This window comes from Sessilibacter sp. MAH3 (assembly GCF_054658275.1).
The window spans coordinates 84,406-106,070 of the sequence record NZ_BAAGIE010000008.1; the positions used below are offsets into that span (position 1 = coordinate 84,406).

Consider the following 21,665-nt stretch of genomic DNA (forward strand, 5'->3'; position numbering starts at 1 on the left):
GGCTAATTTACCGTAAAAAATCTGCGCGGTTTATAGCGATTACTTAAATCAATTATACGTTTTTACCGATTATTTAAGACAATCAATACTAAATAGGAATAATGTCGTATTGTTCTTGGCTGTAAATAGCCTCGACCTGAAATTGAATTTCACGACCAATAAAAGCCTCTAAATCGGCGACATTTGCCGACTCTTCATCCAGTAAACAATCAACAACCAGTTGTGATGCCAAGACAAGTATCTTAGGCGTATCGTAAGTTCGAGCTTCACGTAGAATTTCACGAAAAATTTCGTAACAAATAGTTTGTGCAGATTTAAGCGTGCCGCGACCGTCGCACACGGGGCAGGGTTCACACATGATTTGTCCAAGAGATTCTCGCGTGCGCTTGCGCGTCATCTCAACCAATCCCAACTCGGACACACCCGTTATGGTGGTTTTGGCGTGATCTTTTTCCATAGCTTTTTCAAGCGTTCTTAAAACCTGCCGCTGGTTTTCTTGCTCTTTCATATCGATAAAATCGACAACAATAATGCCACCAATATTGCGAAGCCGAATCTGACGAGCAATGGCGCTTGCCGCTTCAAGATTAGTTTTGTAGATGGTTTCTTCGAGATTGCGATGGCCAACAAAACCACCGGTATTCACATCAATGGTCGTCATGGCTTCGGTTTGCTCGATAATTAAATAACCGCCTGACTTTAAGGGCACCTTTTTGCTAAGAGCTTTCTGAATTTCGTCTTCGACACCGTACAAGTCAAATAACGGACGCTCACCGGGATAATGCTCGATTTTGCCAGCAATTTCCGGTGCATACTGTCTGGCGAACTCAATCATTTTGCCGTGCACTTCACGGGAATCGACACGAACTTTTTCGATATGAGGTTTTACCAAATCTCGCAGGGTTCGCATAAACAAGGGAAGATCTTGATAAATAACCGATGGCACCTTAGCCTTTTTAGCTTTGTTAGACAGGTCGGCCCACATCTTTTGCAAAAAGGGAATGTCGGCGACCAGATCATCTTCTTGCGCACCTTCGGCGACGGTGCGAACGATAAACCCTCCTTCTGGCCGCTCTGGTAGGTCAGCGATGGCTTTTTCAACCAGAGTTCGTAAACGATCCCGCTCTCCGTCATCCTCGATGCGTGTTGAAATACCAATGTGCTCGGTTTGTGGCATATACACTAGGTAGCGTCCCGAAACCGATAAATGAGTGGTTAATCTCGCGCCCTTGGTTCCTATGGCATCTTTAGTGACCTGCACCGTTAGGGTTTGGCCTTCATGAACAATATCTCGGATATCAGGAACCTGTGCAGACCGATCTTCCATGCCGTTTTCATCCAGCGGTGCGATATCGGCCGCGTGAATAAAACCTGCTCGCTCCAGCCCAATGTTGACAAAGGCGGCTTGCATACCCGGTAAAACCCGAACGACCTTACCTTTAAAGATGTAGCCCACAAACCCCTTACTCTGCGTACGTTCGATATAAACTTCTTGCAGCACACCGTTTTCAACTAAGGCTACGCGAGTTTCAGTTGGGGCAAAATTAATTAATAACTCTTCGCTCATATTTTTTCTTTATTATTAATGACTAAGGGAAACGCCGATTAACCTAGAGTTTCCAATGACACAAGGATGCGCCCCAGTGATTAAATCACGGCTGAGTTAATCACAGGTTCCTAAGGTATCTTATGATGAGCAAATGTTTAACACTCAACTCGTTAACGTCTTTAAATACTTATCGAAGCCATATGGGAACGCCAATTTCTTTAAACATTGGCACCAAAATCTCTATGGGTAGACCAACCACATTGCTGTAGCTACCAACGATTTTCTCAACAAATACACCGCCATAACCTTGAATGGCATAGCTACCGGAGCGATCCTGTGGTTCGCCGGTTCGCCAGTAGGCTTCAATCTCTGACTCCGATATCGAGCGAAAGGTCACCAGGGTGGTACTGGTGTTAATCAGCTTGGTTTCACCCCATACAATGGCCACGGCACTAATCACTTCATGATCTCGTCCTGACATCGCCAAAAGCATGGATTTTGCGTCGGCAAGACTGGTTGGTTTTTCCAAAACCCTGCCATCGCAAACGCCTATGGTATCGGCACCCAATACTGCCACTGAGTCGTCATACTGCTGAGCAATAAACGATGCTTTCTCTAATGCAAGACGCTGCACATACTCTAAGGGTGTTTCAGTTGCGGAGTAAACTTCAGGAACATTGGCTGGCGCAACAATAAATTGCACGCCAATTTGTTCAAGTAATTGTTTTCTACGAGGGGATTGCGAGGCCAGTACCAGTTGAGCTGGATTCATGGGAGGTTTATATCCTATAAATGTTCTATCCATTTCAATTTAAAGACTTTTTCGCAAATGTAAACGGTGTGGCAAAAAAGCATCTGAAGTTTTTAGACAAAAACATTAGCGCCGTCTTGACGGCTTTAGGAGCTAATTTGTTGAGCTTGAGAAGGTCGTCCAGCGGAATAGTGAATTTAATTGGCGTGACTGTAAAACCTAAGCGAACCTATAGACCAACTCCCGCAGTCGTAGCAGTGTCAACTAACGCGGTAAATGACCCGAAAACGCTCCAGTAAGACATGCACAATTGGCCACAGCAAAGCACTGGCAACGGCGGGTAATAGGAATTCGCTCGGCCGAGCGGAATGTCCGGTAAGACTGTGCACCCAGTTCACAAACAATTGATAAATACCCAGCATAACAAATATCCAGATCGCTTGTTGCCAAGGTTGGTAGGTGCGAATGCGCTGGTAAGATAAAAGGCAAATATAAGCAACGATAACCATGGCCAACGTGTGCTGACCGAATACCGAAAAAGACACTACGTCGAGGGATAACCCGGTCATCCAAGCACTTAAAATACCTACGGTTTGCGGTAACGCCAAAGACCAGTAAATAAATACCATGGCGACAAACTGAGGACGCAGCCAACTAATTTCTTGCGGCAGCGGCATCACACTCAGCATTAATGCGACAACCACCGTTAAGACGATAAACCAACGATTGTTGGCAACAACAGTTTGCATCAAGGTTCGTCCGTTAACTCGGCGGTAGTCGTTGATTGCGGCGTGGTTGTGTCTCTAAATACCAGCAAAACATGACGACTGCGATTTAACTGAGCCATAGGCTCAACTCTAATGCTCGCAAAAGGTCTACCAGGATCGTGGATCACTTCTAAAACTCTTCCAACCGGATAACCACGAGGGAATCGCTGGCCAAGGCCGGAACTCACCAACAGATCGCCTTCTTTAATGTCCACGGTATTTGAAACATGGCGTAGCTCAAGGCGATACAAATCACCGGTTCCTTCTACAATGGCGCGAACACCGTTGCGGTTCACCTCAACCGGCAGAGCGTGAGTGCTGTCGGTAATGAGCAACACCTGACTCGATATTGGCCCAACCTCAACGACCTGCCCCATTAAACCATGAGCATCTAACAAGGGTTGACCTACATAAACGTTGTCTCGGGAGCCTTTATTAATGACCACCTTGTGCACCAAAGGATCGGAAGAAACGCCAATCATTTCGGCCACTAACACCTGTTCAGCAACCATTTCTGCCGAATTCATCAGCTCACGCAAACGGACGTTTTCGGTGACAACGGCAGCCATGCCTTGCAGTTTACGCTGATGAATCAACAGCTGTTCCTTGAGGGCGCGGTTTTCTTCAACCAACTGATCACGAGTAACAATATTAACCTGACCCCATTCGCTAATTCGTGAGGGAATACTGGTGACCCAGTAAAAAGGAGCGGCTACAGCGGAAAGCTTGGCTTTAACAGGCTTGAGATATGGGGTGAAAACATCGACAAGGATAATAGTCATCGTGAGCAAAATTACCCACAATGTGATTCGGGATAACGACGATGCACCTTTGGAAAATAGCGGTTTAATGGCAATTTCCTGATATTAATACATGTGGAGTCATTAACAATCGGATGAGTAACGATCATCCAAAGACAAACACGAAATACTCTGTGTTGTTAAAGAATAGCATTATCTAAAAAAGAGTTGGCTAAATTTTAGCTCTCTTGCAAGCATCCTTGCTTGCAATCAATATGAGAGCATCGAGCGTACAAACTGAAATCGATTAGCTCGACAACAAATCGATGCGATGGGTATCCATAAATTCCATGGCACGGCCACCACCACGGGCAACACAGGTCAATGGATCTTCGGCAACAATTACCGGTAAACCAGTTTCTTCACTGAGCAAGCGGTCAATATCGCGAAGCAAGGCACCACCACCGGTTAACACAATACCGCTTTCGGCAATGTCGGAAGCCAATTCCGGTGGCGACTGCTCAAGAGCACTTTTAACCGCTTGAACAATACCTGCCAGAGGTTCTTGCAAGGCTTCTAAAATTTCATCGGAATTGAGCGTAAAGCTTCTAGGAACACCTTCGGCAAGATTACGACCACGAACATCAATTTCGCGCACTTCGCTGCTGGCATACGCACAACCCACTTCTTGCTTGATGCGCTCAGCGGTAGCATCACCAATGACGCTGCCATAGTTACGGCGCACATAATTAACAATGGCTTCATCAAAGCGGTCGCCACCAATGCGAACAGAATCGGAGTAAACCACGCCGTTTAAAGAAATAATGGCGATTTCAGTAGTACCACCACCAATATCAACAACCATTGATCCGCTGGCCTCTTCAACTCGTAAACCCGCACCAATTGCCGCTGCCATTGGTTCTTCTATTAAGCGAACTTCACGAGCACCAGCACCCAATGCCGATTCACGAATGGCACGCTTTTCAACCTCTGTAGATAAACAAGGTACGCACACTAAAACGCGAGGACTGGGCTGAAACCAACTATTTTCATGCACTTTTTTAATAAAGTGCTGCAACATCTTTTCGGTAACTTGGAAATCCGCGATAACACCGTCTTTTAAAGGCCGAATGGCCGTAATGTTACCTGGCGTACGCCCCAACATTCGTTTAGCTTCAACACCAACGGCTTCAACAATTTTGTGGCCATTGTGAGTTCGGATGGCAACCACTGAGGGTTCGTCTAAGACAATGCCACGATCACGTACGTAGATAAGGGTATTAGCAGTTCCTAAATCTATCGATAGATCATTAGAGAACATACCGCGCAGACGCTTTGGCATTAACATAGAGAGTTTGTACCTTAGAAATTATATTTTTAACAAAGATGCAATGAAGGACACCCAAAGTGACCAATTTTCATACGCTCGTTATGCAAAATCTTTGGCCACAGTGCCCATTTTGGCTGTGCTTTTAAGTGCGTGCACTCTAACAATGGCAAGGGCATTGAGCAAGGTGGCATTAGCTATACTTGCGGGAATATCTGGCGATTTCGCTACATTTTAGTTCTAATTCCCAAAATTAAATTTACCCCGATACCAAAACGCGCAAATTTAATCTGTAAAAGCTGAGGTGGGATAGGTAATATCTCCAACCAAAAATAACAAGCTTTTATTTAACAGCACCAATTTATTTAAGTGGCACGATAGACCACAAAGATTGGCAAAGGTTTGTTTTTATAAGTTTAGGTGAGCTTCGGCAAAACCTATACATTCATGAATATTTTTTGCTCAATAGACAGGTAACCATTTTGGATCCTTCGGAAATACAAAAACTCGCCGATCTAGCAATGATCAAAATTGACGAGTCTCAAATTACAGAAGTTGCAGCACGCATCAGCGACGTATTAGCTCTAGTTGACGAGTTGCAAGCGGCAGATACCACCGGTGTAAAACCGATGGCGCACCCTCTCGACACTGTTCAACGGTTACGCACTGATGAAGTAACTGAAGTGAATCATCGAGATGAATTCCAAGCCATTGCACCAGCCTGCGAAGACGGTCTTTATCTAGTGCCCAAAGTCATCGACTAGGCATTTGTTTGGGCGATATCGGTACCTTTTACAGTACCAACTTAATTTGCAGTACCAACACCAAGAACATTTTTCCACGAAGACTTTTAGGTGATTCCTACAATTTAGGCCTTACCCACAAAGTCTTTTAAATGTTCATTGTAATGAGATTTGTCAAGGACAATTCCCCAATGCATCGACTTACCATCTCCGAGCTTGCTAAAGGCTTACGAGAGAAAAAATATTCCAGCGTTGAGTTAACCCAACATTTTTTAGAGCGAATTAAACGTCTCGACGGCGACCTCAACAGCTATATCACCGTGACCGAAAACGTTGCTCTGGCACAGGCTAAAATTGCCGATCAACGCTTGGCCGAAGGCGATAACAATCCGTTGTGCGGAATTCCCATCGCGCACAAAGATATTTTTTGCACCAACGGCGTGAAGACCACCTGTGGTTCAAAAATGCTTGATAACTTTATTCCTCCTTACGACGCCACTGTGGTTGAGAACTTCAAAAACGCCGGCGCGGTAATGTTGGGTAAGGTGAACATGGATGAGTTCGCCATGGGCTCATCTAACGAAACCAGCTATTACGGCCCGGTGAAAAACCCTTGGGATAAGCGCTGTGTACCCGGCGGCTCATCGGGTGGTTCGGCAGCTGCCGTTGCAGCCATGCTTGCCACCGCTGCTACAGCGACCGATACCGGCGGCTCTATTCGCCAGCCCGCCAGCCACTGTGGTTTGACCGGCATTAAACCAACCTACGGTGCCGCATCGCGCTGGGGAATGATTGCTTTCGCCTCAAGCCTAGACCAAGCCGGTGTTCTTACACGCAGTGCCGAAGACGCAGCAACCATGCTTAACACGCTGATTAGCTTCGATCGAAAAGACAGCACCAGTGTTGATGCACCTAGAAGCAACTACTCTGAAAATCTTGCCGACAAGGTTGAAGGCGTAACCATTGGTGTTCCTAAAGAATACTTTGGCGACGGCTTGAAAATAGAAGTGGCCGCCTTGGTGCAAGAGGCTATCGATCAATTCGAAAAGTTTGGCGCAAAAATCAAAGAAATTAGCCTGCCACACACCCACCTTTCGGTTCCGGCGTACTACGTCATTGCACCGGCGGAGTGTTCAGCTAACTTATCGCGCTTTGATGGTGTTCGTTACGGCTATCGCTGTGAAAACCCGGAAGACCTCAAAGATTTATACCGTCGCAGCCGCGCCGAAGCATTTGGTGATGAAGTCAAACGACGTATTCTGGTAGGTACCTACGCGCTGTCTGCGGGTTACTTTGATGCCTATTACAACAAAGCTCAGCAGGTTCGCCGTCTTGTTAAACAAGACTTTGATGACGCCTTTAAAGACGTTGATGTGATCATGGGCCCAACTTGCACCACACCTGCATTTAAGTTTGGCTCCAAAGGTGCAGACCCTGTTGCCATGTATCTTGAAGACATCTACACCATCGCGACTAACTTAGCGGGTCTTCCGGGTCTATCGATTCCGTGTGGCTTGGTTGAAAATAAACCGGTTGGCCTACAAATGATCGGCCCGGCATTTTCTGAAGGAAAACTGCTCAACCTTGCCCATCAGTTCCAGTTAACTACCGATTTCCACAAACTTACCGCGCCAGACTTGGACTAAGGAGAAACAGCGATGACATGGGAAACCGTTATCGGCCTTGAGGTTCACGTCCAATTGGCCACCAAATCAAAACTCTTTTCGGCTGCCAGTACCGCTTTTGGTGCTGAGCCCAACACCCAGGCGGCGGCTGTTGATCTTGCCATGCCGGGTACACTGCCGGTTGCCAACGAGCAAGCCTTTCGCTACGCGGTGATGTTCGGTTTAGGCATTGGTGCCGAAATCGGCAAAGAGTCTGTTTTTGAACGCAAAAACTATTTTTACCCCGATCTTCCAAAGGGTTACCAAACTACGCAGCTAGCCAAGCCAATTGTTGGCCCAGGTATCGTAGAAATTACTCTAGATGATGGCTCGACCAAACAAATCCGCATCCATCACGCCCACATTGAAGAAGACGCCGGTAAATCGCTGCACGAAGATTTTCATGGCATGAGTGGTATCGACCTGAACCGTGCCGGTACGCCGCTGATTGAGATTGTGTCCGAACCCGATATGCGCAGCGCCGAAGAGGCCGTGGCTTTTGCCAAAAAACTGCACGGTTTGGTGACGTCTTTAGGTATTTGTGACGGCGAAATGAGCCAAGGCTCAATGCGTTTTGACGTGAACATTTCAGTCCACAAGCCCGATGAGCCTTTTGGTACCCGTACCGAAACCAAAAACTTAAACTCATTTAAGTTTATGGAAGAGGCCATTGCCCTTGAAGTTGAGCGCCAAATCGAAGTTCTTGAAGAAGGCGGCTCGATTATTCAAGAAACGCGTTTATACGATGGCGACACTCGCACCGCGCGCAGCATGCGATCAAAAGAAGAAGCCAACGACTACCGCTACTTCCCCTGTCCAGATTTGTTGCCGGTTGTAATTGACGACGAATACATCGAAGCAATTCGCGCCTCTATGCCGGAGCTTCCAGAAGCTCGCACCGAGCGATTTAAACAGCAGTATTCATTGAACAATTACGATGCGGGAATTTTGGCCGCAAATGCCGATATCAGCGCTTACTTTGAAGAACTCACCAAGCTTACCGAAGACGCAAAACAGTCGGCAAACTGGATTATGGGTGAGCTGTCGGCGCGCTTGAATGCCGATGACATCAGCATCAAGCAAAGCCCCGTCAGTGCCGCGCAACTTGCTGGCGTAATTGAAAGAACCAAAGACGGTACTATTTCGAGTAAAATTGCCAAGCAAGTTTTTGATGCCTTGTGGGCAAAAGAAGGTAGCGATGCCGATTCTGTTATTGAATCGAAAGGTTTAAAACAGGTTTCTGATACCAGCGCCCTAGAAAAAATGGCCGACGACGTTATCGCCGCTTCACCCAAACAGGTTGATAACTATCGCAACGCCGAACCCGATAAACGCCCGAAAATGCTTGGCTATTTTGTTGGCCAAATTATGAAAGCGTCTCAAGGACAAGCCAACCCACAAGCAATCAATCAAATATTGTTGGATAAGCTCGATAAATTACTTTAGGAATTGCTGACGAACTTTATTGACGTTGATTCAGTATTTTTCCCAAATACCTCGCCCGGTAAACTTCGTACTGGGCTTTTTAAGTTAAGGACGCAACATGGCTTTAAAGAAAGACAAACAAAAAGTACTTGGCGAAGTATTCGATAACGAGCGTGTAAAAAGCTTTTTATTGTTCCAAGCTCCAGAAGGAGTTGATCCTGATTTTCACGTACTTGAAAAAGCGTATCGCGGTATGAACGTTGAGAACTTCGCAACCTTCCTTGAGTTTTTCAAAGAAGAAGGACGCAACATCAATGCAACCAATCCAGAAGGTCAAACCTTGCTGGCACAGGTAAAAACCCATCGCTTAGGCGACGACTACGCAGAAGTGTTAGAACAAAACGGCGCCCAATAAACGCCTCAAGTTACCTCAAGCGACCCGTTTCAATGCTGGGTTGACCGCTTGAGGTTATCGAATAATCTGGCGGTGGCTCACAGTGCTCCCCAGTTTATTCTCTGAATGTATTCACATCACCTAAGCAGGTCTAAGACAACTGGACTCTAAGACAAATAAACACCAAGTCAAAGAATTCTCTGCAACCAACTATTACGTTATATCGTCTGAAAACGTTTCTACCCACACTCCACATTTAAAGGACTTACCTTGGCTAGCGGAAATTTAATTACTGGAGCGAGTTACCTAATCGACGGCGCAAAATTGCTGCTTAAACCGCAGTTTCGATTATTTTTAATCGTGCCGCTGATGATCAACATCGTAATATTTATCGCCCTAACCAGCTTGATGTATAACTACTTCGACGACGCGGTTGCATCTGTGGTGGCGTTGATTCCAGATTGGGATTGGCTTTCAGGCATCAAACAAACCCTTGCGCTGTTTATTTCGATTATTTCCGCGTTTATCGGTATTGTTCTCTACGGTTACTGCTTCAGCATTATTACCAATATCATCGCCGCGCCCTTTTACGGTTTTCTGGCCGAAAGAGTGGAAGTTTATTTAACGGGTAAAGCGCCACCGCCCGAGTCTGTGTTGTCGATGATAATTCGCACCCTTGGCCGAGAATTGGTGAAGCTGTGGTATTTCATCAGCCGAGGTATTTTGATCACCATCGGAGCCTTCATACTCAGCTTTATTCCTCTGGCTCAGTTTTTTGTACCGGTTCTGTTGTTTTTGTGGGCGGCTTGGTCAATGGCGATTCAATATTGCGATTACTGTGCAGATAACCACCAGTTACAATTTACGTATTTTAGGGAAGGCTTAGCCGAGAAACGCTTCAGTGCGTGGGGATTTGGTTCGATGGTTGTGTTGGGTTCAATGATACCGTTACTGAATATTTTTGTGCTACCTGCGGCGGTCATTGGCGGCACAATGTTGTGGATTAAAGAAAAACCAACGGCGCGATTGATTTAAAGGCAGGAAACAAAGTTATTCGCTCAATTATGGCTACTTACTAAGTACAGGAACCTCTGATTAACTCTTCAATGATTTGATCAGAGGTAGGTTAATAAGAGTTTCCTACAAAAAGTAGCCATTCATTAGCATTTAACGATTGGAAGGTCTTCTGCTGCGTCTTGGACGGCGTTGCTGGTTAGACTCACTCATCTCGCGAGGTTTTGGCTCAACATAAGGCACAGCCGCAAGTAGTGACTCGGGCGGCTGTTCGCACACAATAGGCTCACCCAACAACTCTTGAATGGGCTCCAAACGCATTGCGTCATCTTCGCAGGCAAAACTGATCGATGTGCCATGACGCCCCGCTCTTCCGGTACGACCAATGCGGTGTACGTAATCTTCCGGCTCTTCTGGCAAGGTAAAATTCACCACGTGACTAATGCCATCAATGTGAATACCACGACCAGCAACATCGGTTGCCACCAAAACTTTCGATTTACCAGACTTAAACTTATCTAACGTTCTAACGCGTTTATTTTGTGAAATCTCGCCGCTGAGTAGTCCGGCATCGATATCGTGTTCGAGTAATCGATGGTGTAGATCCCGACATTCATCGCGACGATTAGCAAACACAATCAAACTTTCTACATCTTCGGTTTTTAAAAGATTGTACAAGAGCGTGAATTTTTCTTCGGTAGAAACCAAGTACACATGCTGGGTTACCGTATCGGTAGCGACGCTTTCCGGCTCAATCTCTACCGTCACCGCGGCATCGGTCCACTGCTCGGTAAGATTGATCACTTCATCGGTGAAGGTTGCTGAGAACAACAGGGTTTGACGATGAGTCTTAGGTGGAGTCGCACGAACAATGCGGCGCACTTGGGGAATAAAACCCATGTCCAACATACGGTCGGCTTCGTCGATAACCAGAATCTCAACCAAATCCAGATACACATCGTTATTGCCGACAAAATCGAGCAGCCGACCCGGTGTGGCAACCAGAATATCGACTAGATTTGAATTCAAGCGATCCTGTTGCTTCTGGTAATCCATACCACCCACAAGTGCATGAACCTTAAGATCAGTGTACTTAACGAGGTTTTCGGCGTCGTCTGCAATTTGCAAAACCAACTCGCGGGTCGGCGCTAAAATAAGCGCACGGGCTTCACCAACATAGCGTTCTTGTTCAATGGGATTACGAAGCAGATCTTCGATGATGCCAATCAGAAATGCTGCTGTTTTACCGGTACCGGTTTGCGCTTTACCGACCAGATCTTGGCCGTCGAGGGTGTAAGGAAGTGACTGAGCTTGAATGGGAGAGCAGTATTGGAATCCGAGATCGAATATGGCGTGCATCAGTTCATCGGGCAAATCAAGATCATGAAAGCGCGTTTTGCCTGGAGCAGGTTCAACCTGAAATTGAGCGATATCCCAAGAATCTTTAGTGCGTTTGCGCCGACGTGGACGTCGAGGCTTGGAGCGCTGGGAAGCGTCACCGCCAGCGTTAGATTGCGTGGATTGCTCTGCAGGACAGCTTAAAGACGTTTTAAGTGCAAAATTACCGATCAAACTCTTCTCTCCTTGCTCGTATCTGCACGCATAGTATCACAGTCATTTTTAGCGATTCGAACATTCATCAAACACGATTTGGGTTAATCTAAAAAAACAAAAAGCGGGAACTTGGCCCGCTTTTCATCGATTGTATCATTTAACGACAACTATCAACATTGCTTTGCCAATAATAAACACACAAGATGACAGTTTAGAAACCTCTGATCAATACTTCCATAATCGATTTGGAGGGCAAAAATTAACGATGCAATACCAAAATTTTTTAGATTTTCAATTACTTACCGCTCTTGAAAGCAGCGACACATCCATGTGCATCCGGAAACTCTAGATTTCACAGAGTTTCTTTTGTCTAGATGTAAACGGAGCTTACGACTCAACTGTCTGCTTTTTACGAGCCCAGAGGCTAATGTAATAATCCAAACTGGTGTAACGACCACCACCGGTACATAACAAAGAGAAGAGCATAACAAAATACATTGCAGCGAACTCAATACCATTGTTTAAAATGGTCACGCCACCACGTCCAGTCAACCAACTGTAGTTACCGTGCTCGCGCAAAATTTCTTTCACTTTTTCTTTGCGCTCAACCGCTTCCATAACTCGCTCATTGGCAAGCCAACTGCTGGCATCAGAAACTGCTAACCAACCATTTTCCCAATGCACAGAAAATATAGCGACCAACATAGTGACGATTAATGGAATTGCCACAAAGCGCGTTGCTAATCCGGGAATTAATAACGCCCCACCCACCAACTCAGAACCCGCCGCCAGTGCGACCATTAATTCGGGAAAAGGTAAGCCCAAGCCCCATTCTGAATTTCCAAACCAAGCAACGGTATTTTCCCAACCTTGAAATTTATTCCAACCCGCCTGCATCATTACCGGCGCGAGAATAAGACGTAACATAAGTGCGGGCACACCACTCAAATGCTCCAAGCTCGATACGATTGTTCGATATAAATTTGTTGCTGCCGCAATTGCACTCATGAGTTCCCTCACCTTTTATTTTTTCGGTATATTGTCGGTTTAAAGTTGTGGACCGCCCATGGACAGTTAAGATCTGTAAGTAGTTCCTGCCCTGTTATTAAATCTTGGAAGAGTTAATAAGAGATTCCTAAAGGTTATTTTTGATTGTTAATGCAAACTTGCTCTATGTAGAGAAAACACTAAAATTCCACTCGCACTGCTAACGATGTTCACACCTGCGATACAAATATTCTTCTGCGCAGACACAAACCTGTTAACACCGCGCTTTTTATCTTACCCAATTATCAATAAGCGAAATTAATGCAAACTCTCCCCCAAGCTTATAACGTCAAGCGCGAAGCAAAGAGCATTATTAAACTCGGCACGCCATTAATATTTAGTCACACCGCAATCATTGCCATGTCTGCTACCGACACAATTATGTCGGCGCAAGTGAGTACAGAATCCTTGGCAGGTCTTGCCGTCGCAGTAAGCATCTGGTCTGCCATAAGTGTCATGATTTTAGGAATGTGCGGGTCTTTAGCGACCATTGCCGCGCAATATCACGGCGCACGACGCTACTCCAGAATTGGTCATCAAGTATATCAAACCGGATGGATCGCCTTACTCAGCTCGCTAGTTGTGGGTTTTATCTTATTAACCAGCGTATTTTGGTTGAAGTGGATTCAGCCCGATACACCTCTAACAGATATCGCCATAGAATATCTTCAAGTTATCAGTATTGGCTTATTGGGTTATGCATTAACAGCGGTTTTGCGAGGAACCTGCGAGGCTGTTGGCGATACGAATTTAGCCATGCTCACCAACGGTTTATTATTTGTTTTAAATTTAGTCTTTGATTATTTATTGGTATTTGGAAAATTCGGCTTACCCGAACTTGGACCAATTGGCTGTGCTTGGGCAAGCGTTATTTCCTATTGGATTGTTGCCATTGCGTTAACCACTTTTTTAAAACGCCAAGACAAATACAAACAATTTAATATCTTTAATAAGGTTTGGAATCCCAACTGGCCGGAAATCAAAAAACATTTAAATATTGCTATACCTCTCGCACTAGGTACCGGCAGTGAGGTTTTTTTCTTTTCAAGTATTGCGTTATTTGTTGTGCCTTTTGGCGAATTACCGGTGGCCAGTCATCAAATTGTAATTAACTTTAGTTCTTTGGTGTACATGATTCCGCTGGGTTTTAGCGTCGCTGTTTGTATTCGAAGCGCAGGCTTACGAGGTGCAGGCAATCCTAAACAAGCGCGTTTTAGCGCCTTTGTTGCCATTCAATTATCGGTAATTATTGCTGCTCTCACGGCACTTATTACGATTTTATTACGCAACTGGGTTGCAGAGATTTACACCCCCGATCAAGCGGTACAAGAAATGGTGGCAAAACTCTTATTGCTATGCGCCATTTATCAAATCGCTGATGCCATTCAAGTTTCGTCTTGGGGTGGCTTACGCGGCTTTGGCGATTTAAAAGTTCCTATGGTTATGCAGCTCATTTCTTATTGGCTGATTGGTTTTCCCATGGGATATTTTTTAGCACATGTTTTAGGTTGGGAGATTTTCGGTTTTTGGACGGGAATTATTTTTGGGCTTAGCACCGCAGCGGTTTTACTGCATGTGCGATTAAGAATTATCACCAAACATTTAAAACCCGCTTAAATTCAGTTTGAATACTGATGGAAAGCCCTGATTAATCGAGAGCTTCCCGCCATTCATAACTGTATCGCCGATTTCAAGAATGGTAAGCGATTGAAATTGTGAAAAGTTGGAAGTGGTATGTTCGACTTCTAGAAACTAAGGACTACCACACACTGGGCAGTTCGTCTTTTTAGGAAATTTAAAGGCTCGCCAACTTGCTGATAAGGCATCGTATAAATGCAGTTTTCCGAGTTGGTTAACATCGGTTAAACCGGTAATTATTTTTAAGGTTTCGAGCGCCTGTAGACTGCCAATAACACCAACCAATGGCGCAATAACACCCGACTGCGCACAGTTTAGTTGTGCATCGGAGGTTTCATCGTATAAACATTGATAACAGGGCGTATCGATTTGGCGGGAATCAACCACCATTAGCTGCCCTTCAAACGCAATGGCCGCACCACTGACTAACGGTTTTTTCGCTTGCCAACACAAGCGATTAACTTGCAAGCGCGTGGTTAAATTATCGGAACAATCCACCACCACATCGGCAAGTTTTATTTGCGCTACCATCGCATCATCGTCCAACCGCCGTTCGATGGTCTCGATATTGACATGGGAATTAAGCGCAAGAGAGGATTGCTTTGCAGAGCTGGCCTTGTTGATGCCACAACGTGTGGTTTGATGAGCAATTTGTCGCTGTAAATTCGATAACTCCACCAGATCGTCATCAACCAAAACCAAGTTGCCAACACCCGATGCTGCCAAATAAAGCGCCACTGGCGAACCTAAGCCACCCAAACCGATCACCAGCACATGTGCATTCAGAATTGCTTGCTGACCATCGACATCAATCTGTGGCAGTAAAATATGGCGGCTGTAGCGCAGCAACTGGTAATCATCCATAAATACAAGCTCAGTTAAAAATACAAATGCCCGGTTAAAAATACATTCAGTATTGCAGTGATTGATAATCTAGCCAACAAACCATTGCCCGCGAGTCACTCGGTCTCGATCACCTAAATCCTGAAAAGTCTTAACGCTGCGATAACCCAACGCAGTTAAAATTTCTCGTGCAGATTCACCTTGATCGTAACCGTGTTCGAACATCAACCAACCACCGTCGAGCAAATAATAGCGAGCCTGATTGGCAATTAATTGAATGTCTGCCAAGCCTGCCTGATCAGCAACTAACGCAGATTTCGGCTCAAAACGAACATCACCTTGGCTAAGATGAGGATCGGCAGAATCAATGTAAGGTGGGTTACTGACGATTAAATCAAAACGCCGATCATCTCCATCACGATTTTGATCATCCAATACCGAAAACCAATTACTCAGCTTAAAAGCCACGTTGGCAATATTGCATTGTTGCTGGTTTTCTGTGGCGAGCTGAACGGCCTCGGGAATACAGTCCAAGCCTAATACACTGAATGTTGGGTTCTCGCTGGCTAAGGCGAGAGCGATTGCTCCGGTACCGGTTCCTAAATCTAAAATTTGCGCGGGTTTGTTAGCCAACAAATCCAAGGCCAATTCAATTAATAGTTCGGTTTCAGGGCGCGGAATTAAGGTGGAGGTATTAACTTTGAGCGTCAAAGTCCAAAAACCCTGCTCGCCAATAATGTAAGCGATGGGCTCACCCTTTAAACGTCGTTCGACAAACCGTTTAAAGAGTGTGAGTTGTGAGCTACTGAGCAGTTTTTCGGGCCAAGTAAACAAATAGGTGCGATTTTTATCCAGCACCTTTGCCAACAAAAGTTCGGCATCCAGCGCTGGCGATTCCGATTCACACAGAATGGTTTTGGCCCAAGACAGGCAGCTTGCGATGTCACTCTTTTCCAAAACAAGTTTCCAACACACGCTGAGAGTTTAGATCGGTCATGGCTGAGTAAGATTTATCGAGCAAGTGCCGCTAATTGATCTGCTTGATATTCGTTAACCAAAGGACCAATCACCTCACCTAGATCACCTTCCATCACTTCATTTAACTTATACAGTGTTAGGTTAATGCGATGATCGGTCACTCGACCCTGCGGATAATTGTAGGTGCGAATTCGTTCTGAACGATCGCCGGTACCAACCAAGCTTTTACGTTCATCGGCGATTGATTGTGCTGCCGCCGATTCTTGTTCATTTTTAAGTTTAGCTGCCAACAAAGACATCGCACGAGCACGGTTCTTGTGCTGCGAACGTTCGTCCTGACACTCAACCACAATACCGGTAGGAAGATGCGTTAAACGAATGGCCGAGTCGGTTTTGTTAACGTGCTGACCACCCGCACCACTGGCTCGGAAGGTATCAACGCGCAGGTCGTTTTTGTTAATGTTGATTTCTTCCAGCTCGTCGGCCTCGGCCATAACGGCAACGGTACAAGCGGAGGTATGAATACGCCCTTGAGATTCGGTCTCGGGCACACGTTGTACTCGGTGCGCACCCGACTCAAACTTCAGCTGAGAATAAACGCCCTGGCCAACAATACGCGAAATAACTTCTTTATAGCCGCCATGCTCGCCTTCGTTGGCGTTGAGCAATTCAACCTTCCAGCCACGAGTTTCGGCGAACTTGCTGTACATGCGGAACAAATCACCGGCGAAGATTGCAGCCTCGTCACCGCCCGTTCCGGCACGAATTTCCAAGAAAATGTTTTTCTCATCGTTGGGATCTTTCGGTAAGAGTAACTTTTGCAGTTCAAGCTCAAGGGGCTCTTTTTGCGATTCCGCTTCTTTTAACTCTTCCTGCGCCATTTCGCGCATGTCTGCATCGCCATCGTTTAGCATTTCTTTTGCCGTCGCGATGTCATCTAAAACGGATTTATAACCCGCAAAGGCTTTAACCACAGGTTCAAGCTCTGCGTATTCTTTGGACAGCTCGCGGAATTTATTTTGATTGCTGATGATTTCGGCTTCGCCCAAAAGCGCCGCCACTTCTTCGTAACGTTCGTGTAAACGCTCGAGTTTCTCGAGAATTGAGTCTTTCATAGGGAGTCTTTAAAAGCTTTAGGTCAGATCTTTTTCGTTAAGATCAAACAGTTCTTGCGTCCAGCCAATCAGTTCAGAACGCCCATCGGCGCTGGCTTGACGAATTTTAGCGGTAGGAGAATGCAACATTTTGTTGGTCAAATTGCGGGCCAACTGATTGAGAAGTTTCTCGGGATCGCCTCCGGTTTGGAGGGATTTTAGCGCCTTTTCGAGCTCCGCGTCGCGAATCATTTCAGCTTTGCGTCGATAGGCTCGAATTGTGGATACTGAATCTTGTACACGCAGGCCACTTAAATAGTTGTGCACACCTTCACTAATGATACGTTCAGCCTGTTCGGCGGCCTCTTTACGCGAACGCATATTCTCTTGAATAACGTCTCGTAAATCATCAACGGTATACAAATACACGTCGGCAAGCTCACCAACCTGCTCCTCAATATCGCGAGGAACGGCAATATCGACCATGAAAATCGGCTTATGTTTGCGAATTTTTAGGGCGGTTTCCACAGCACCTTTACCCAAAATGGGTAACGGACTGGCGGTAGAAGAAATTACGATATCGGCTTTATGCAACGCCTCTGGAATCTCTTCCAACAAAATAGCGTGACCATCAAAACGATCCGCCAAATCGCGAGCACGCTCGAGGGTACGGTTGGCGACTATGATTGATTTAAGACCCTGTTCGGCAAGATGCCGTGCCACCAATTCAATGGTTTCACCTGCACCAATCAACAATGCGGTATCTTTTTTAAGATCACTAAAGATTTGCTGGGCCAAGCTTACCGCGGCAAACGCCACAGAAACCGGGTTTTGACCAATAGCGGTTTCGGTACGAACGCGCTTGGCAATGGAAAACACCTGCTGGAAAACATCGTGCAAAACCGGGCCAACGGTGCCACTGCCTTGCGCATGGGCGTAAGACGCCTTCATTTGCCCAAGAATTTGCGGCTCGCCAAGCACCATGGAATCCAAGCCGCAAGCGACTCGCATCATGTGTGTTACGGCATTATCGTGGGATTTTAAATAGTGACTGGCACTTAGTTCTTCGAGCTCTAAATCGCGGTAGCTGGCAAGCCAAGGCAGAAGTTGATTACATTCGCTAGGAGAGTAGGCGTAGATTTCGGTACGATTACAGGTAGACAATATGGCGACTTCGGTGACCCCTGCATCTGAAGCAGCTAACAGCGCAGCCTCTACTTGATCGGGGCTAAACGCCAGCTTCTCACGCAGAGCAACCGATGCAGAGTTGTGATTTATACCAAATGCTACTAGCGCCATGATCGTTAAATTTTCTTCTTCCTAGAGATAAACGCGGAACTCGTTCCATTCGAGTTGCTCAAATTCTGAATTGTCCTAATCTTCGGTGCCACTGGCAAGGGTGTTTACGAACAAATCTGCAAATTAGTAAATTATCAACTTTGCACAGGTTCCTATAACCAAAAAGTTCGCAAATTATTGGCCATTTTAGCAAAAATGCATAACAAAGTTTGACATTAATCACATCAATCACTTTGTTTTTTCAATCAATATGCATGATCAAATTGCACAGCCAATAAAAAACCACCATCAAGCCCCACTATGATTAGTGTAGCGAAACTCAAGACTTGGCAATAAATTTTTATCTGCATTACATTGGTCGGTATTGTTAAAAGCACTGTTTGAAGTCCTAAGTGCACAAACCATAAAAACCAACACATAAATTACATCAGAACTTACGCTCAAGCGCTGAAGTAATGGCAAGACTCAATTTAGTAGAGGCGAGAACCGTTGAACTTCAACAAAAGAACCAATAAGTTACCCCAGTTTATAGCTCTTGCTGGCGCCTGCTTACTAAGCGCGTGCGCAACCCAAAAGCCAGAAATCGTTACTGAGGTTCCACCAGAGCCGGCTCCCAAACAAGAAATCGTCTATAAAAACTTTGAGCCTGAAACACTTTACTCGCTAATCGTTGCCGAACTTGCCGGTGATCGCCAACGTTACGACATTGCCCTTAGAAATTATCTGCAACAAGCTCATCACACCCGCGACCCAGCAATTGCCGCACGGGCAACGCGAATTGCACAATTTTTAGGCGCACATCAGTTTACGCTGAACGCCTCGCTGCTGTGGCATGAGATCGAGCCCGAAAACCAAGAGGCTCAAATCATTGCAGCTACCGAACTAACCTCGGCGAATCGTCTTATCGAAGCAATTGATTTGGCCAAGCAAATCGACGACCCAAGCATAGATTCCCTATACATCACCATTGCTGCGCGCGCCGATCAAGCCACCGATATTGAACGTGAGCGCCTGCTGACAACCTTCAATGAATTAAATTTAGCCCATCCTGATAAACCTGCTCTGTTGGTGGGTTTGGGGCTTTTACACGCAGAACAAAATGATTTTGACCTAGCCATCACGCTGGCTAGACAGGTTCAAAAGCAAGATCCCCAAAACGTCGCGGCCATTAAACTTGAAGCAGAGTCTTTGGCGGAATCAGGTCAGTTAGAAAAAGCCAAAAACTTTTTATTAGAAAAGCTAGAACAGCAACCCACAAGCGTTAGCTTGCGATTGCACTACGCGCGACTGCTGGCTAAAGACGATGTAGAAGCATCGCGTGAACAGTTCAGAATTCTTAATCAACAAAAGCCCGGCGACCCGGATTTTATTTTTTCACTGGCGCTACTCAATCATGAGCTTGGCGATCTGGATAACGCCAAAGAGCTGTACGGACAACTGGTTCACACGCCCGAACGCGGTACGTCTGCCAACTATTACCTTGGCGAAATTGCTCGCGAGCAAGGCAATGACGACTTAGCACTGAGTTACTATCTAGAAGTGAAATCAGGACCGGATTTCTTCCCTGCTCTGGAGCGAAGCACCGACATACTTATATCCAAAGGCGAAAACACCGAAGCAAATAGTCGCTTTGCTAACCTTCGCGAACAATTCCCAGAAATGCGTGAACGCTTATATCTCGCTCAAGCCAACTCACTGGTACGCCACAAACAACTTAAGCCTGCGGTTGAACTTCTTACCGAAGCCTTAAGTTTTGACGAGACCAACTCGTCGCTGCTCTACGCTCGTGCCATGGCGAATGAACAACGCGATCTAATCCATTTAACCGAAGAAGATCTGCGCACAATTCTACAGTACGACTCGAACAACGTTACGGCGTTAAATGCCTTGGGTTACACGCTGGCCGACAGAACTGATCGTTACAGCGAAGCCTACGAGCTTATCAAAAGTGCGTTAGAGCTGAACCCTCAAGACCCCGCCATTGTTGACTCCATGGGTTGGGTTCAATACAAACTCGGCAACTACCAAAATGCTATTGAATATTTACGCAAAGCCATGGCTGCATTTCCAGACCATGAGGTTGCCGCGCATCTTGGTGAAGTTTTATGGGTAACCGGTGAAACCGAAGAAGCCCAGACGATCTGGAATAAAGGTCTAGAGCTAAATCCAAACAGCGATATCATTCCCGGTGTTATGAAAAAGCTGAAAGGTAATCGATAATGCTGATGAACCGCTGGCGCACGGCAGTTTTATCGGCTTTGTTGGTAACGTTAGTTGGTTGCGAGAATTTGTCGTCCAAACAAACATCTGCGCAACCGCTACCAGAACAGTTAGAGAATCTGCAACGGTGGGAAATTCGCGGCAAGCTGGGTGTTAAAACCAGTCAAGACAGCGCTAGCACCAGCGTTAAATGGCAACAGCAAGCAGCCGACCAATATCAAATTAATTTGGTCGGCCCGCTCGGCCAAGGCAACGTTGAAATCATCGGCGAACCTAAACTGGTGTCGGTTAGCATTAAAGGCGAGACCTACACCAGCAGCTCCGCAAGGGCACTCTTGTCAGAGCAACTCGGGTGGGATCTACCCGTCGAGCAATTTCAATACTGGGTAAAAGGCGTACCTTCACCCAATAGAGCCATCGATGCTGTTTCTTACTCGGCTGAAGGCAGCATCGATTCTCTGTCACAAGACGGTTGGCTAATCATCTACGACAAATACGAAGATTTTGAGCACTGGCGCTTGCCCTCCAAGCTCACCGCAAGCTTCAATTCCTTAAAACTTACTTTGATTATTCGCGATTGGTCGTTTAATACTGCCGGTTAATAATTTCAATTAACGA

At 45.9% G+C, this 21,665-nt stretch carries 19 protein-coding genes; 8 read left to right on the top strand and 11 right to left on the bottom strand.

Features of this window, described 5'->3' with window-relative positions:
• Window positions 1-88: 88 nt before the first annotated feature.
• From rng to ACYQ2C_RS06900, 5 genes are all read right to left on the bottom strand, one after another.
• Window positions 89-1,567, bottom strand: a complete 1,479-nt coding sequence (gene rng / locus ACYQ2C_RS06880; protein WP_460051313.1) for a ribonuclease G — start codon at window positions 1,565-1,567, stop codon at window positions 89-91.
• 169 nt (window positions 1,568-1,736) lie between these two features.
• On the bottom strand, window positions 1,737-2,321 hold the full coding sequence (locus tag ACYQ2C_RS06885; RefSeq protein ID WP_460051315.1) for a Maf family protein: 585 nt from the start codon (window positions 2,319-2,321) through the stop codon (window positions 1,737-1,739).
• 239 nt (window positions 2,322-2,560) lie between these two features.
• Window positions 2,561-3,049 (bottom strand): rod shape-determining protein MreD, encoded by a 489-nt coding sequence (gene mreD / locus ACYQ2C_RS06890; RefSeq protein WP_460051317.1) that lies wholly within the window; start codon window positions 3,047-3,049, stop codon window positions 2,561-2,563.
• Window positions 3,049-3,924 (bottom strand): rod shape-determining protein MreC, encoded by an 876-nt coding sequence (gene mreC / locus ACYQ2C_RS06895; RefSeq protein WP_460051396.1) that lies wholly within the window; start codon window positions 3,922-3,924, stop codon window positions 3,049-3,051. The genes mreD and mreC overlap by 1 nt, the downstream gene beginning before the upstream one ends.
• 190 nt (window positions 3,925-4,114) lie before the next feature.
• The gene (locus ACYQ2C_RS06900; RefSeq protein ID WP_460051398.1) at window positions 4,115-5,149 is read right to left on the bottom strand and encodes a rod shape-determining protein; all 1,035 of its coding nucleotides are present in this window, start codon (window positions 5,147-5,149) and stop codon (window positions 4,115-4,117) included.
• A gap of 467 nt (window positions 5,150-5,616) precedes the next feature.
• On the opposite strand from ACYQ2C_RS06900, the gene gatC reads away from it, so the two are divergent.
• From gatC to cysZ, 5 genes are all read left to right on the top strand, one after another.
• Window positions 5,617-5,898, top strand: coding sequence for an Asp-tRNA(Asn)/Glu-tRNA(Gln) amidotransferase subunit GatC (gene gatC, locus ACYQ2C_RS06905; RefSeq protein ID WP_460101027.1), 282 nt, complete (start codon window positions 5,617-5,619; stop codon window positions 5,896-5,898).
• 170 nt (window positions 5,899-6,068) lie between these two features.
• Entirely contained in the window at window positions 6,069-7,523 is a 1,455-nt protein-coding gene (gene gatA / locus ACYQ2C_RS06910; RefSeq protein ID WP_460101024.1) for an Asp-tRNA(Asn)/Glu-tRNA(Gln) amidotransferase subunit GatA, read from the top strand.
• A 12-nt stretch (window positions 7,524-7,535) separates the two neighbouring features.
• On the top strand, window positions 7,536-8,987 hold the full coding sequence (gatB, locus tag ACYQ2C_RS06915; RefSeq protein WP_460101021.1) for an Asp-tRNA(Asn)/Glu-tRNA(Gln) amidotransferase subunit GatB: 1,452 nt from the start codon (window positions 7,536-7,538) through the stop codon (window positions 8,985-8,987).
• Window positions 8,988-9,084: 97 nt separating this feature from the next.
• Complete coding sequence (locus tag ACYQ2C_RS06920; protein ID WP_460051325.1) at window positions 9,085-9,381, top strand: PA4642 family protein; 297 nt, start codon at window positions 9,085-9,087, stop codon at window positions 9,379-9,381.
• A gap of 249 nt (window positions 9,382-9,630) precedes the next feature.
• On the top strand, window positions 9,631-10,395 hold the full coding sequence (cysZ, locus tag ACYQ2C_RS06925) for a sulfate transporter CysZ (RefSeq protein ID WP_460051327.1): 765 nt from the start codon (window positions 9,631-9,633) through the stop codon (window positions 10,393-10,395).
• Between the two features lie 132 nt (window positions 10,396-10,527).
• Here cysZ and rhlB read toward each other — a convergent pair whose 3' ends face one another.
• Window positions 10,528-11,946, bottom strand: coding sequence for an ATP-dependent RNA helicase RhlB (gene rhlB / locus ACYQ2C_RS06930; protein ID WP_460051329.1), 1,419 nt, complete (start codon window positions 11,944-11,946; stop codon window positions 10,528-10,530).
• Between the two features lie 369 nt (window positions 11,947-12,315).
• On the bottom strand, window positions 12,316-12,936 hold the full coding sequence (locus tag ACYQ2C_RS06935; protein WP_460051330.1) for an HvfX family Cu-binding RiPP maturation protein: 621 nt from the start codon (window positions 12,934-12,936) through the stop codon (window positions 12,316-12,318).
• Between the two features lie 300 nt (window positions 12,937-13,236).
• Between ACYQ2C_RS06935 and ACYQ2C_RS06940 the strand changes: the two genes are divergently transcribed.
• Complete coding sequence (locus ACYQ2C_RS06940; protein ID WP_460051332.1) at window positions 13,237-14,592, top strand: MATE family efflux transporter; 1,356 nt, start codon at window positions 13,237-13,239, stop codon at window positions 14,590-14,592.
• Window positions 14,593-14,727: 135 nt separating this feature from the next.
• Here the strand turns inward: ACYQ2C_RS06940 and ACYQ2C_RS06945 are convergent, their stop codons facing one another.
• The 4 genes from ACYQ2C_RS06945 to hemA form a co-directional block, all read right to left on the bottom strand.
• The gene (locus tag ACYQ2C_RS06945) at window positions 14,728-15,477 is read right to left on the bottom strand and encodes a HesA/MoeB/ThiF family protein (protein ID WP_460101012.1); all 750 of its coding nucleotides are present in this window, start codon (window positions 15,475-15,477) and stop codon (window positions 14,728-14,730) included.
• 69 nt (window positions 15,478-15,546) lie between these two features.
• Window positions 15,547-16,413, bottom strand: coding sequence for a peptide chain release factor N(5)-glutamine methyltransferase (gene prmC / locus ACYQ2C_RS06950; protein WP_460101009.1), 867 nt, complete (start codon window positions 16,411-16,413; stop codon window positions 15,547-15,549).
• A 53-nt stretch (window positions 16,414-16,466) separates the two neighbouring features.
• The gene (prfA, locus tag ACYQ2C_RS06955) at window positions 16,467-17,549 is read right to left on the bottom strand and encodes a peptide chain release factor 1 (protein WP_460051338.1); all 1,083 of its coding nucleotides are present in this window, start codon (window positions 17,547-17,549) and stop codon (window positions 16,467-16,469) included.
• 18 nt (window positions 17,550-17,567) lie between these two features.
• Window positions 17,568-18,827 (bottom strand): glutamyl-tRNA reductase, encoded by a 1,260-nt coding sequence (gene hemA, locus ACYQ2C_RS06960; RefSeq protein WP_460051339.1) that lies wholly within the window; start codon window positions 18,825-18,827, stop codon window positions 17,568-17,570.
• Window positions 18,828-19,745: 918 nt separating this feature from the next.
• Between hemA and ACYQ2C_RS06965 the strand changes: the two genes are divergently transcribed.
• Together ACYQ2C_RS06965 and lolB are read left to right on the top strand one after the other, a co-directional pair.
• On the top strand, window positions 19,746-21,047 hold the full coding sequence (locus tag ACYQ2C_RS06965; protein ID WP_460101151.1) for a tetratricopeptide repeat protein: 1,302 nt from the start codon (window positions 19,746-19,748) through the stop codon (window positions 21,045-21,047).
• On the top strand, window positions 21,047-21,649 hold the full coding sequence (lolB, locus tag ACYQ2C_RS06970; protein WP_460115654.1) for a lipoprotein insertase outer membrane protein LolB: 603 nt from the start codon (window positions 21,047-21,049) through the stop codon (window positions 21,647-21,649). Before ACYQ2C_RS06965 ends, lolB begins: the two co-directional genes overlap by 1 nt.
• Window positions 21,650-21,665 lie beyond the last annotated feature (16 nt).